The sequence below is a fragment of the Streptomyces sp. RFCAC02 genome (assembly GCF_004193175.1).
Classification (GTDB): domain Bacteria; phylum Actinomycetota; class Actinomycetes; order Streptomycetales; family Streptomycetaceae; genus Streptomyces.
Genome location: NZ_SAUH01000001.1, coordinates 3,514,635 through 3,527,249, shown reverse-complemented (window position 1 = coordinate 3,527,249; position 12,615 = coordinate 3,514,635). Strand labels below are relative to the sequence as shown.

Sequence of the window (12,615 nt, the reverse complement as noted above, 5' to 3'; positions counted from 1 at the left end):
CCGCGGCCCGCGGGCGGCCGCCGGAGCCGGCCGGGTCTGGTGTCTTGTCGCTCACGCTCATCGGCTCGTCCCGTCCCCGGTCACCATGGCGCTCGGTGCGCCGGTCACCGCAGGAGTCCCTTCATCTCGATGGTCGGCAGGGCCTTGAGGGCCGCCTCCTCCGCCTCGCGGGCGGCCCGCTCGCGATTGATGCCGAGCTTCTCCTCGCGGATCTTGGCGTGGAGCTTGAGGATCGCGTCCATGAGCATCTCGGGACGCGGGGGGCAGCCGGGGAGGTAGATGTCCACGGGGACGACGTGGTCGACGCCCTGGACGATGGCGTAGTTGTTGAACATGCCGCCCGACGAGGCGCACACCCCCATGGAGATGACCCACTTGGGGTTCGGCATCTGGTCGTAGACCTGCCGCAGCACCGGCGCCATCTTCTGGCTGACGCGGCCGGCCACGATCATGAGGTCGGCCTGCCGGGGCGAGCCGCGGAAGACCTCCATGCCGAAGCGCGCCAGGTCGTAGCGGCCCGCGCCGGTCGTCATCATCTCGATGGCGCAGCAGGCCAGGCCGAACGTGGCGGGGAAGACCGACGACTTGCGGGCGAGGCCCGCCAGGTTCTCGACCGTGTCGAGGATGAAACCACCGGGGATTTTGTCTTCGAGACCCATCAGCAGCGCCCTTCGCTCAGTCCCATTCGAGGCCGCCACGGCGCCAGTCGTACGCGTAGGCGGCACCGATCAGACCGACGAACACCAGCATTTCCACAAGCCCGAACATCCCCAGCGAGTCGAAGTGCACGGCCCAGGGATAGAGGAAGACGATCTCGATGTCGAAGATGATGAAGAGCATCGCCGTCAGGTAGTACTTGACGGGGAACCGCCCGCCGCCCTCGGGCTGGGGGGTCGGTTCGACACCGCACTCGTACGCCGCGAGTTTCGCCCTGTTGTACCGCTTGGGGCCGATGACCGCGGCGGCCACCACGGAGAAGACGGCGAAGGCGGCTGCCAGGGCCCCCAGTACGAGGATGGGAACGTACGCGTTCACCGCACCCCGCTCCTTCCAGTCGTCGGCGACTGTTGCGCGACGATCACCGTTGAAGATCATCGCTATGTGAGTCAGTTCACAAGGCTGCAGGCATCTTAAGCCCGCACCCCTGTGATCTTCGACACGGGGTCACCCATGAACTTCTGTGATCTCTTTCACCCGACCAAGACGCACAAGCCCGCGCAGGTCCCGACACGGCACACAAGGTGCCGGATCGGCTACGAAGTGGTGAATCAAGGGCGCATTCAGGCCACTGACGGACCGATCCTCCTATCATCTGCCCTGCCCGGCGAGCAAATTCGCATCAGGGACGCCGACGTGATAGAGGCCGCGCGGTGACGGCGGGCGGGCCGCGGCCGGCGCCCCGTAGGCTGTCGGCACGTGTCAGACATAACGCTCACGACGGCCGTCATCCTGTGCGCCGTCGCCTTCCTCGCCGGCTGGGTGGACGCCGTCGTCGGGGGCGGCGGCCTCATCCAGCTCCCGGCCCTGCTCATCGGCCTGCCCGCGCACCTGCCGCCCACCTACGCCCTCGGCACCAACAAGGTCGTCTCCGTGTGCGGCACGACGGTCGCCGCGCTCACCTACGCCCGCAAAGCGCCCCTCGACCTCCGCCTCGCCCTGCGCCTCGCGTCCCTCGCGCTCGTCTCGGCGGCCGGCGGCGCGCTGTTTGCATCCGCGGTGGACAAACAGGTCCTCCAGCCGCTGATCATGGTCGTGCTGCTCGCGGTGGCCGGATTCGTCGTGCTGCGCCCCCAGTTCGGCACCGCGCCCGCGGGCACCCCGTCACGGCGCCGGAGTGTTCTCGCGACACTCGTGACGGGCATCGGCATCGGTTTCTACGACGGTCTGATCGGTCCGGGCACCGGCACGTTCCTCGTGATCGCCCTCGTGGGCCTCGCCCGCATGAGCATGCTGACCGCCTCCGCCACCGCCAAGGTCGTGAACGTCGGCACAAACGTGGGGGGCCTGCTCGTCTTCGCCGCCAACGGCTCCGTGCTGTGGGGCCTGTTCCCCTTCATGGCCGCGCTCAACATGGCCGGCGGCTGGACGGGCGCCAGGACGGCCGTGCGCCGCGGCAGCGGTTTCGTCCGGATCGTCCTGCTGGTCGTCGTGACCGCGCTCGTGGCCCGGCTCGCGTACGACCAGTGGTGGGCCTAGCCGCCGGGAAGGGCGTGAGGTGTGCCACGGGCGCGGTGGTTGACAGGAGCCGGACATTGTCCCGGGCGCCCGCGCCGTGGTAGGCCCGCCGCACCGGTCGGACAATCCGGACAACGCGCAGGACATCGCGGTCACAACACCGCGAAGATCACCATCCGCCCGAAACGACACTTCGGACAAAAAGGCCATCAACTCGTCGCGTACACGCCGACTGTGGCGCATGCCACGTGAATTGAGATCGAACGCCCGGTACTGGTAGCCAAGGTGACCATGTCCCCGATTCGTTATCGAGGCCGGCACCGCAAACCCCGTCGGCCGCGCACCAACAGCCTGCTCCGCGGCGGCGTCCTCACCGGCGTCGTGGGCACCGTCGCTGTCACCGGCGCCACGGCCCCCGCCTCCGCAGCCGAGCAGCCCGCCGAGTCCACCGCGGAACTGCCCGTCCTGCGGGGCGCCCTGTCCGACAGCACCACCGTCGCCGCCGAGGCCACGCGCCTGTGGGCCGGCGAGACCGCGCTGCGCGAGGCACGGACCGCCGCGCAGGAGCGCGCCGTCGAGGAGGCCGAGGACGCCGCGGCGCGGCTGCGCGCCGAGCGTGCCGAGGAGGAGGAGGAGGCCCGCCGGGCGGCCGCGCAGGCCGCCCAGGAGGCCGCCGACGCCCGTGCCGAGGAAGAGGCCGCCGGGTCCACGGCCGGCGAGGACAGCGGCTCCTCCGCCGGCGAGGCCGCCGCGCAGGACGCCACCACCCTGTCGGCGCCCGCCCCGAGCGGCGACGCCTCCGCCGTCGTCGCGTTCGTCCAGTCGCACGTCGGCGACGGCTACGCCATGGGCGGCACCGGCCCGTCCACCTGGGACTGCTCCGGCCTCGTCCAGGCCGCCTACGCGTCGGTGGGCGTCTCGCTCCCCCGCGTCTCCGGCGCCCAGTCCACGGCCGGCACCCAGGTCTCCCTCGACGCCCTCCAGCCGGGCGACATCCTCTACTGGGGCGGCGCGGGCAGCGCCTACCACGTCGCGATCTACGTCGGCGGCGGCTCGTTCATCGGCGCGCAGAACGCGAGCACCGGCGTCGTGCAGCACGACATGAGCTACGACCCGCCCACCGGCGCGGTGCGGGTGCTCTGACACGCGCGAGAGGCCGGCCCCGGGACAACCCCCGGGACCGGCCCCTCGTCGTCGCTCCCCGCAGCGCGCGGGGCACCGGCGTCAGGCCCGCGGCGTCACCTTCGTCAGACCGTTGATGACGCGGTCCATCGCGTCCCCGCCCGCCGGATCGGTCAGGTTCGCCAGCAGCTTGAGGCAGAACCGCATGAGCACCGGGTGGCTGAGCCCGCGCTCGGCGGCCAGCTTCATGACCTTCGGGTTGCTGATGAGCTTCACGAACGCGCGGCCGAGCGTGTAGTAGCCGCCGTAGGTCTCCTTCAGGACCTTCGGGTAGCCGAGCAGCGCCACCTCGCGCTGGGCCGGGGTCTGGCGGGCCAGCGCCTGGCTGACGACCTCGGCCGCGATCCGGCCCGACTCCATGGCGTACGCGATGCCCTCGCCGTTGAACGGGTTCACGAGCCCGCCCGCGTCACCCACGAGCAGCAACCCCCGCGCGTAGTGCGGCTTGCGGTTGAACGCCATCGGGAGCGCGGCGCCCCGGATGGGCCCCGTCATGTTGTCCGGCGTGAAGCCCCACTCGTCCGGCAGCGAGGCGCACCAGGTGCGCAGGACCTCGCGCCAGTCCAGCTCCTTGAAGTCGGGCGAGCTGTTGAGCACCCCGAGCCCCACGTTGGACGTGCCGTCGCCCATGCCGAAGATCCAGCCGTAGCCCGGCAGCAGCCGCTCCTGCCCGCCGCGCCGGTCCCACAGCTCGAACCAGGACTCCAGGTAGTCGTCGTCGTGGCGCGGCGAGGTGAAGTACGTCCGCACCGCGACGCCCATCGGCCGCTTCTCGTCCCGGTGCAGCCCCATCGCGAGGGACAGGCGCGAGGAGTTGCCGTCGGCGGCGACGACGACCTGCGCGCGGAACGACGCCGGCCGCTTGTCCTCGCCGAGCTTCGCCGTGACGCCCGTGATCCGGCCGGTGCGGTCGTCCCGCAGGGGACCCGACACGTTGCACCGCTGGATCAGGCGCGCGCCGGCCTTCTCCGCGGCCTCGGCGAGCTGCTGGTCGAAGTCGTCGCGCTTGCGGACGAGTCCGTAGTCCGGGTAGGAGGCCAGCTCGGGCCAGTCGAGCTGCATCCGCCGGCCGCCGCCGATGACGCGCAACCCCTTGTTGCGCAGCCAGCCGGCCTCCTCGGAGATGTCGATGCCCATCGCCACGAGCTGCTTGACGGCCCGTGGGGTGAGGCCGTCGCCGCACACCTTCTCGCGCGGGAAGGCGGTCTTCTCCAGCAGCAGCACGTCCAGGCCCGCCTGGGCCAGGTGGAACGCGGTCGCCGAGCCGGCCGGCCCGGCGCCGACGACGATCACGTCGGCGGAGTACTCGGTCAGGGGCGTCTCGGCGGTCTCGGCCACGTCGGGGCTCTCCGATCGGTCGGCGGAAGGGAAATGGGGGAAGGAAGGGCGGGGGGAGCGAGCAGAGGGAGGAGCGCGGAAGTGCGGCGAGTCTATGCGGGGCGGTCGCCGCGGTCCCGTACGGCCCGGTGCAGGGCGACGATGCCGCCGGACAGGTTCCGCCAGGCGATCCTCGACCAGCCGGCGTCCCGCAGGACGGCGGCGAGCCCCCGCTGGTCGGGCCAGGCGCGGATGGACTCCGCGAGGTAGACGTACGCGTCGGGGTTGCTCGAGACGGCGGTCGCGACGGGCGGCAGCGCGCGCATGAGGTACTCGTTGTAGACGGTGCGGAACGGCGCCCACGTCGGGTGGCTGAACTCGCAGACCACGAGCCGCCCGCCGGGCCGCGTCACCCGCAGCATCTCGCGCAGGGCGTCCTCGGTGGCGGACAGGTTCCGCAGGCCGAAGGAGATGCTCACCGCGTCGAACACGCCGTCACGGAACGGCAGGCGCTGCGCGTCCCCGGCGGTGAACGGCAGCCACGGCACGCGCCGCTTGCCCTCGGCGAGCATGCCGCGGCTGAAGTCGCACGGCACGGTGAACGCCCCGGCCAGCGCGAACGGCATCGTGGAGGTGCCGGTGCCCGCGGCCAGGTCGAGGATCCGCTCCCCCGGGCGCGCCGCGACGGCGTCGGCGACCGCGCGGCGCCAGCGGCGGTTCTGACCGAGGGCCAGAACGTCGTTGGTCCGGTCGTAGCGGGCCGCGACGGCGTCGAACATCGCGGCGACTTCGGTGGGCTGCTTGTCCAGCGTCGCTCGAATCACGCGTCCATTCTCGCGGATGCGGTCGTCCTCCGTTCGGGCGACTTGCCCCGCGACGGGATGAACCGGCCGCCCCCGCGCGGCTACCGTGCCGGGCATGACCCATCTCACCCGTGTCCTGCGCGCGGTGTCGCTGACGGCGACGGCCGGTGGCGCGGTCCTCGGCGCGGCGGGCGGCGCGTACGCCGACAGCCCGCCCGCCGGCGCGCTCACGTCCGTGGCCGGTGCCCTCGACACCACCGGCGCCGTCCTCGGCAGCTCGACGGAGGCGGCCCTGCGGCCGGCGCTCGCCCTGCCGCTCGACCCCCTGTCCGGCGCGACGAGCGACCCCCTGTCGAACACGGTCGGCACCCAGGTCGCCGACCTGCCGCCGGTCTCGACGGGGGTCGTCACCCAGCCGCTGACCGAGGGCGCCGGAGCCGGCGAGCTGCCGGGGGAGATCGTCGGCGGGCTGCTCGGCGGCCTTCCCGTCACGCCGGCGCTCTGACGGGGGCGGGCCCGGCGCCGGCCGGTCGGCCCGCCGTCGTCCGGCCGCCCGGGCGCGTCCTGGCGGCCGTCACTCGTCGCGTTCCTCCTCGCGCTCGGCCACGTCCTCCTCGTACGCGTCGACCTCGCTGAGCGACATGGCCTGAACGATCTCCTCGACCAGCGCGCGGGCCTCGTCCTCGTCGATGCCGTCGGCGAGGTCGAGGACCCGCCGTGTCCACATGTCGATGCTGTCCCTGTCGGCGTATGCGTCCATGGGGCCATTGGACCCCGGCACCACCGGCGACGGCGGGTCCGTCGTGGTGCATGCTCGGAGGATGACCCATTCGGCGGAAACGCTCCTGGAGATCCACGGCATACCCGTCCTCGACGCCGGCGGCGGACGGCAGCTCACCGACGCGGAGGCCGCGGCCGAGGTCGTCGGCGCGGCGCTCGGGCTCGGCGCCGAGCTGGTGATCGTCCCGGTGCGCCGCCTGCCCCCGGCGTTCTTCGACCTGCGCACGGGCCTCGCCGACATCGTCACGCAGACCTTCATCGACTACCGGCTGCGCCTCGCCTACGAGGGCGCCGTCGACGCGCATGTGGCGCGGGATCCGGCGTTCGCCGAGGCCGTCCGCCGGGGGAACGCGGGGCGCCACGTGTGGTTCGTCCCCCATCGCGCCGAACTCACCGAACGCCTCCTGCGCCACGGCTGACCGCCGGCCCCCGGGGCACAAGGGGAAATGCCGCCGGCGGTGTTCCGGCGGGCGTCCCGATGTCCCGCCGTATCCCGGAACACGCGAAAGCCCCCGCCGACGGCGAGGGGCTTCCTGGCGTGGTCATCGCCGAGGTGGTGGCCTCAGACGATGGTGACGTTCTCCGCCTGCGGACCCTTGGGACCCTGGGTGACGTCGAACGTCACCGTCTGGCTCTCCTCGAGGGACCGGAAGCCGGAGGCGTTGATGGCGGAGTAGTGGACAAAGACGTCGGGGCCGCCGCCGTCCTGGGCGATGAAGCCAAAGCCCTTCTCGGCGTTGAACCACTTGACGGTTCCGGTAGCCATATAAGCCCTCCCTGGGCCTAAAAGGGTCGCCCTGCTCCAGAACCCGCAAGGAAGCCTGAAAACGACGAAAGCCCGCGGCTACATGCTCCGCAGGCTCGTACTGCAAGGGAAACCAAACTGTAACTCGATACGAGCCTAGCACGGGGTGTGCACAGTCGGAAGGGGATAGATCACCCGCTGAGTGGATGGTCCCCGGATGTCCCGGCCGACCGGCTCGCACGATCAGAGGCGTACCCTGCCGAAGGTGACTACACACCCCAGTGCTCGCCCCCGTGTCGGCCACATCCAGTTCCTCAACTGCCTCCCCCTCTACTGGGGGCTCGCGAGGACCGGCGCGCTCCTCGACCTCACCCTCACCAAGGACACCCCGGAGCGGCTCGGCGAGATGCTCGTCGACGACCGGCTCGACATCGGTCCCGTCACGCTCATGGAGTACCTGCGGCACGCGGACGAGCTGGTCGCCCTCCCCGACATCGCGGTGGGCTGCGACGGCCCGGTCATGTCCTGCGTCATCGTCTCGAAGGTGCCCCTGCGGGACCTCGACGGCGCGCGGGTCGCCCTCGGCTCGACGTCCCGCACCTCCGTGCGCCTCGCGCAGCTCCTCCTCGCCGAGCGGTACGGCGTCTCGCCCGACTACTACACCTGCCCCCGGACCTCGGGCTGATGATGCGGGAGGCCGAGGCCGGCGTCCTCATCGGCGACGCCGCGCTGCGCGCCTCCCTGCACGACGCGCCGCGGCTCGGGCTCCAGGTGCACGACCTGGGCTCGATGTGGCACGCGTGGACGGGGATGCCGTTCGTCTTCGCGATCTGGGGCGTCCGGCGGGACTACCTGGCGCGCGAGCCGGAGACCGTGCGGGAGGTCCACCGGGCGTTCCTCGCCTCGCGCGACCTGTCGATGGAGGAGGTCGGCAAGGTCGCCGAGCAGGCGGCGCACTGGGAGGACTTCGACGCGGAGGTGCTGGAGCGCTACTTCAGGACGCTGAAGTTCTCCCTGGGGGAGCGGCAGCTCGCCGCCATCGACGAGTTCGCGCACCGGACGGGCTTCGCCGACGGCGCGGGCCGCGTACACCTCCTCGGCCGGGACTGACGGCCCGCCCGGCGGCACGGGCCGCCTCCGCGCCCCCGCGGGCGCGCGGCGTACGCTGGACCGGTCGCCGCATCGTCACGCCGGGAAGGACCCCGCCCATGGGCCAGAGCGCCGAGCTCACGACCGTCCTCGACCGTGCCGCCGACGGGGGCCGGATCAGCGCCGAGGAGGCCCTGGAGCTGTACCGCTCCGCCCCGCTGCACGCCCTCGGCCGCGCCGCCGACGCCGCGCGCCGCAAGCGCTACGCCGGCACCGAGCACATCGCCACGTACATCATCGAACGCAACATCAACTACACCAACGCGTGCGTCACGGCGTGCAAGTTCTGTGCCTTCTACGCCCCGCCGAAGAGCGAGAAGGTGTGGACGCGCGACCTCGACGAGATCCTGCGGCGGTGCGCCGAGACCGTCGAACTCGGCGGCACCCAGATCATGTTCCAGGGCGGTCACCACCCCGACTTCGGTGTGGAGTACTACGAGCGGCACTTCAGCGCCATCAAGGAGGCGTTCCCGCAGCTCGTGATCCACTCGCTCGGCGCTTCCGAGGTGGAGCACATGGCGCGGATCTCGGGGGTGAGCGCCGAGGAGGCGATCCGCCGGCTGCACGCCGCCGGGCTCGACTCGTTCGCCGGCGCCGGCGCCGAACTGCTCCCCGCCCGGCCGCGCACGGCCATCGCGCCGCTCAAGGAGTCGGGCGAGCGGTGGCTCGAGATCATGGAGACGGCGCACCGCCTCGGGGTCGAGTCCACGACGACGATGCTCATGGGCACCGGCGAGACCAACGCGGAACGCATCGAGCACCTGCGGATGATCCGTGACGTGCAGGACCGTACGGGCGGGTTCCGCGCGTTCATCCCCTACACCTACCAGCCGGAGAACAACCACCTCCGCGGCAGGACGCAGGCCACCCTCTTCGAGTACCTGCGGATCATCGCGGTGGCCCGCCTGTTCCTCGACAACGTGGCGCACATCCAGGGCTCCTGGCTCACGACGGGCAAGGAGGTCGGCCAACTGTCGCTGCACTACGGCGCGGACGACCTGGGCTCGGTCATGCTGGAGGAGAACGTCGTCTCGTCCGCCGGCGCCCGTCACCGGTCGAACCGCCTGGAGCTGCTGCACCTCATCCGCGCCGCCGGCCGTGTCCCGGCCCAGCGGTCCACGACGTACGAGCACCTCGTCGTGCACGACGACCCGGCGCGGGACCCGGCGGACGACCGGGTGGTCTCGCACCTCTCCTCGACCGCGATCGAGGGCGGCACGGCCCACCCGGAACTGACGCTGCTGACCTGACGCCCCCGCGCCGGTCGCTACAGCGCCCGCTGCGCGGGCGGCCTCCCGACGCGGACGAACGACATGACCGTCACGCGGTAGCCGGTGTGGCCGGTGCTGCCGCAGTGCCGCACGCACCACACGTCGGGCACGTCCCGGCTCGTGTCGGCGGGCGACTCCTCCAGGCACGTCGTGCACTCCGCCGCCCAGATCGGGGCGCCGCCGTTCGGGTCGGGGGCCAGGACCCAGTCGGCGGAGCGTGTCACCATCACGGGGCACCCGCCCGCCCGGCGCCCGGGGCGCCCTGGGCGAGGTCGAACCGGCAGAAGACGCTCTTGCCGCCGGACGCCCGGGGCGCCCACCAGGTCGCGTCGGCCAGGCTCTGGACGATGAACAGGCCGCGGCCCCCCTCCAGGAGCGGGTCGGAGTCCAGCGGGTCGAGCGGGTCGATCGGGTCACCGGACGGCAGGGTCGGGGGGGTCGGGTTCTCGTCCGCCACCTCGAGGAACAGCCGGCGCGGCCAGTACCGGAAGGTGACGGTGATCCGCCCGGCGCCGGCCCCCGCGGCGTACCGTACGGCGTTCCCGACGAGTTCGGACACGCACAGCTCGACGTCGTCGGCGAGGCGCGGGAGTTCCCAGTCGTGCAGGGTGTCGCGGGCCGCGTGGCGGGCCAGCGGCGGGGTGTCGGTCGAGTCGGCGGTCAGGGTGAGCGAGCGGAACCGGTAGGCGCTGGAGAACGCCACCGGCAGCAGGGACGCGGCCGCGTCCTCCGTCTCCGGCCATGGCGACGGCATGGTGGACCCCCTCCATGAGCCAAGCCAAGTCCTCATGCTCCAAGTCAAGAGGGCGGACGGCCCGGCTGGCGACGGTCGCAAGGGGGTTCACATGCACACACGGGGGTTCACCGCGGTGCGCGGGGCGATCCCGCCGTGAGCCCCCTCGCAACGGCACCCGCAGACCACCGCACACACGCGCGAACCACCCCATAGCGCCACCACGCCGGCGGACCATCGCACCGGAGGCTCTCGCTCTGTGCGACACCGCCATCTCACGGGGGCGCACAGGGGGCGCACGCACCACGCCCACACCACCTCCCGGTGGGCGGAACGCACACCGCCCCCCGCCGCGGTGTGCGGCGGGGGCGGTGCGGGGCGGTGCGGGTCAGGCCACCAGTTCCCCGCGCGGGGACTTCGGGGCGGCAGGCTCACCGGCCGCCTCGTCCTCCGTGTCGAACTCGAAGCTGCGGGCACGGTCGTACGCGTCCCGGTCGAGGATCTTCTCGCGTGCCGCGACGATCACCGGGACGGCCGCCTGGCCGGCCACGTTGGTGGCGGTCCGCATCATGTCCAGGATCGGGTCGATCGCCAGCAGCAGGCCCACGCCCTCCAGCGGCAGGCCGAGCGTCGAGAGCGTCAGCGTCGTCATGATCGTGGCGCCGGTCAGGCCGGCGGTGGCCGCCGAGCCCACGACGGAGACGAAGACGATCAGGAGGTAGTCCTGCGCGCTCAGGGAGATGCCGAAGATCTCCGCGACGAAGATCGCCGACAGGGCCGGGTAGATCGCGGCGCAGCCGTCCATCTTGGTCGTCGCGCCGAACGGGACGGCGAACGAGTTGTACTCGCGCGGGACGCCGAGCCGCTCGGTGACCTTCTGCGTCACCGGGAGCGTGCCGATGGACGAGCGGGAGACGAACGCGAGCTGGATCGCAGGCCACGCCGCGCGGAAGAACTGCAGCGGACCGACGCCCGCGGCGAAGCGGAGCAGCAGCGGGTAGACGCCGAACAGCACCAGCGCGCAGCCGATGTACACGTCCACCGTGAAGGTCGCGTAGTCGCCGATCAGGTCCCAGCCGTACTCGTTGATCGCGCGGCCGATCAGGCCGACCGTGCCGAGGGGCGCGAGGCGGATGACCCACCACAGGGCCTTCTGCAGCAGCGCGAGCAGGGTCTCGCCCAGGGAGATCAGGGACTCGGCGCGCTCGCCGAGCTTCAACGCCGCGACACCGACGACCGCGCCGAGGAACACGATCTGCAGCACTTCGAGGTTGGCGAACGGGGTGACGACGTCGGTCGGGACGATGCCGGTCAGGAAGTCGAGCCAGGAGCCCTTGCTCTCCGGCATCGAGCCGTCCGCCGGGGTCAGGCCCGTGCCGTGCCCGGGGTCGGTGAGCACGCCGATCAGGAGGCCGATGGCCACGGCGATGAGCGACGTGACGAGGAACCACAGGAGCGTGCGGCCGGCGAGGCGCGCGGCGTTCGACACGTTGCGCAGGCTCGTGATCGACACCGCGATCGCGAGGAAGACGAGCGGGCCGACCGCGAGACGCAGGAGCTGGACGAACGTGCCGCCGATCTCCTCCAGGGTCCGGCCGAGCCAGTCGGACCCGGTACTGCGGGCGATCCAGCCCAGGACGACACCGAGGACGAGGCCGGCCAGGATCTGGACCCAGAACGGCGGCAGGGATATACGGGGACGATGTCTCGGCGCGGCGGTCGCGTCCGGGGCGGAGGACGGGGAGGACACAGGCATACTCCGGTCAGGAAGGTGTCTGGGAGTGGAGTTCCCGGGCACGCCGGATACGGGCGTGCGAAGGGGGCGAAGAAGGTCGCTGGGCGGGGGATCGGCCGCTAGGGGTGGACGGTCGTCAGCGACAGGCCGCGGTGAGACAGCGGCAGAGATCGATGTGCAGGCGCGCCACGAGCAGAACGCCCGGGACAGAGGTGTGCGCGGCTGCGGAATTCATAAAAAGTACGGTAACACTCGAACGTGAGCACGTCACGGGCCGCCCACCTGTCGGCGGGCGGCCCGGGTGCTGCGGGGCGGGGCGGCGGCCCCGGTCAGTCGCCGTCCTCCATGGAACGGTTCGCGTTCAGGCGCGTCATGGCGCGCTCCACGTGGGGCGCGACCTGCTGCGACATCGCGTCGCGCTGACCGCGCAGCACGATGAAGCTGATCGGCGCCGAGACGACCAGCGCGACCAGGACCAGCCACAGCGGGTTCGCCGCGCCGAGGGACTCGGGGACGACACCCGCGCTCGCCAGGATCGCGACCACGACGAAGCAGGCGGCGAAGACGGCCAGCCGCAGGAGCGAGTAACGCAGCGCGGCGTGCCGCGGACGGGCGGTGGCGGCGGGGGTGGTGGTGTCGGGGGTGCTGCTCACGGTCGGATTCCTCCTTCGCGTGCCGTCCCGGTACGCGTCGCCGGTCTGTCCCTCCAGTCAAGCACGGTGCCG

At 72.0% G+C, this 12,615-nt stretch carries 15 protein-coding genes and 1 pseudogene; 6 read left to right on the top strand and 10 right to left on the bottom strand.

Annotation, left to right across the window (positions count from 1 at the left end; genetic code table 11):
• Positions 1 to 104 precede the first annotated feature (104 nt).
• Both EMA09_RS16290 and EMA09_RS16285 read right to left on the bottom strand, forming a co-directional pair.
• Complete coding sequence (locus EMA09_RS16290) at positions 105 to 659, bottom strand: NADH-quinone oxidoreductase subunit B (protein WP_129841747.1); 555 nt, start codon at positions 657 to 659, stop codon at positions 105 to 107.
• Between the two features lie 16 nt (positions 660 to 675).
• On the bottom strand, positions 676 to 1,035 hold the full coding sequence (locus EMA09_RS16285; protein ID WP_129841746.1) for an NADH-quinone oxidoreductase subunit A: 360 nt from the start codon (positions 1,033 to 1,035) through the stop codon (positions 676 to 678).
• 381 nt (positions 1,036 to 1,416) lie between these two features.
• Here EMA09_RS16285 and EMA09_RS16280 point away from each other — a divergent pair, with 381 nt between their 5' ends.
• Complete coding sequence (locus EMA09_RS16280; RefSeq protein ID WP_129841745.1) at positions 1,417 to 2,196, top strand: TSUP family transporter; 780 nt, start codon at positions 1,417 to 1,419, stop codon at positions 2,194 to 2,196.
• Between the two features lie 270 nt (positions 2,197 to 2,466).
• The gene (locus EMA09_RS16275) at positions 2,467 to 3,318 is read left to right on the top strand and encodes a C40 family peptidase (RefSeq protein WP_129841744.1); all 852 of its coding nucleotides are present in this window, start codon (positions 2,467 to 2,469) and stop codon (positions 3,316 to 3,318) included.
• Between the two features lie 81 nt (positions 3,319 to 3,399).
• Here EMA09_RS16275 and EMA09_RS16270 read toward each other — a convergent pair whose 3' ends face one another.
• Positions 3,400 to 4,695: a geranylgeranyl reductase family protein gene (locus tag EMA09_RS16270; protein ID WP_129841743.1), complete on the bottom strand. Its 1,296-nt coding sequence runs from the start codon at positions 4,693 to 4,695 to the stop codon at positions 3,400 to 3,402.
• Between the two features lie 92 nt (positions 4,696 to 4,787).
• Positions 4,788 to 5,498 (bottom strand): demethylmenaquinone methyltransferase, encoded by a 711-nt coding sequence (locus tag EMA09_RS16265; RefSeq protein WP_129841742.1) that lies wholly within the window; start codon positions 5,496 to 5,498, stop codon positions 4,788 to 4,790.
• 94 nt (positions 5,499 to 5,592) lie between these two features.
• On the opposite strand from EMA09_RS16265, the gene EMA09_RS16260 reads away from it, so the two are divergent.
• Positions 5,593 to 5,982 (top strand): hypothetical protein, encoded by a 390-nt coding sequence (locus tag EMA09_RS16260; RefSeq protein WP_129841741.1) that lies wholly within the window; start codon positions 5,593 to 5,595, stop codon positions 5,980 to 5,982.
• Between the two features lie 69 nt (positions 5,983 to 6,051).
• On the opposite strand, the gene EMA09_RS28405 is transcribed toward EMA09_RS16260, so the two are convergent.
• Positions 6,052 to 6,237 carry a hypothetical protein gene (locus EMA09_RS28405; protein WP_168220740.1) on the bottom strand — a complete coding sequence of 62 codons (186 nt, stop codon included), beginning with the start codon at positions 6,235 to 6,237 and terminating at the stop codon, positions 6,052 to 6,054.
• A 61-nt stretch (positions 6,238 to 6,298) separates the two neighbouring features.
• Between EMA09_RS28405 and EMA09_RS16255 the strand changes: the two genes are divergently transcribed.
• Positions 6,299 to 6,676: a DUF4180 domain-containing protein gene (locus tag EMA09_RS16255; protein WP_168220739.1), complete on the top strand. Its 378-nt coding sequence runs from the start codon at positions 6,299 to 6,301 to the stop codon at positions 6,674 to 6,676.
• Between the two features lie 143 nt (positions 6,677 to 6,819).
• On the opposite strand, the gene EMA09_RS16250 is transcribed toward EMA09_RS16255, so the two are convergent.
• Positions 6,820 to 7,023, bottom strand: coding sequence for a cold-shock protein (locus EMA09_RS16250; protein ID WP_129841739.1), 204 nt, complete (start codon positions 7,021 to 7,023; stop codon positions 6,820 to 6,822).
• A 244-nt stretch (positions 7,024 to 7,267) separates the two neighbouring features.
• Between EMA09_RS16250 and EMA09_RS16245 the strand changes: the two are divergent.
• Both EMA09_RS16245 and mqnC read left to right on the top strand, forming a co-directional pair.
• A pseudogene (locus tag EMA09_RS16245) lies at positions 7,268 to 8,112 on the top strand (menaquinone biosynthesis protein).
• A 98-nt stretch (positions 8,113 to 8,210) separates the two neighbouring features.
• Positions 8,211 to 9,401 (top strand): cyclic dehypoxanthinyl futalosine synthase, encoded by a 1,191-nt coding sequence (mqnC, locus tag EMA09_RS16240; RefSeq protein ID WP_129841738.1) that lies wholly within the window; start codon positions 8,211 to 8,213, stop codon positions 9,399 to 9,401.
• Positions 9,402 to 9,418: 17 nt separating this feature from the next.
• Here mqnC and EMA09_RS16235 read toward each other — a convergent pair whose 3' ends face one another.
• From EMA09_RS16235 to EMA09_RS16220, 4 genes are all read right to left on the bottom strand, one after another.
• Complete coding sequence (locus tag EMA09_RS16235) at positions 9,419 to 9,649, bottom strand: hypothetical protein (RefSeq protein ID WP_129841737.1); 231 nt, start codon at positions 9,647 to 9,649, stop codon at positions 9,419 to 9,421.
• The gene (locus tag EMA09_RS16230) at positions 9,649 to 10,176 is read right to left on the bottom strand and encodes an ATP-binding protein (RefSeq protein WP_129841736.1); all 528 of its coding nucleotides are present in this window, start codon (positions 10,174 to 10,176) and stop codon (positions 9,649 to 9,651) included. The genes EMA09_RS16235 and EMA09_RS16230 overlap by 1 nt, the downstream gene beginning before the upstream one ends.
• Before the next feature lie 367 nt (positions 10,177 to 10,543).
• A complete protein-coding gene (locus tag EMA09_RS16225; RefSeq protein ID WP_129841735.1) occupies positions 10,544 to 11,911 on the bottom strand; it encodes a dicarboxylate/amino acid:cation symporter in 1,368 nt (455 codons plus the stop codon).
• 308 nt (positions 11,912 to 12,219) lie between these two features.
• Positions 12,220 to 12,543, bottom strand: coding sequence for a DUF4229 domain-containing protein (locus tag EMA09_RS16220; protein ID WP_129841734.1), 324 nt, complete (start codon positions 12,541 to 12,543; stop codon positions 12,220 to 12,222).
• Between the last annotated feature and the right edge of the window lie 72 nt (positions 12,544 to 12,615).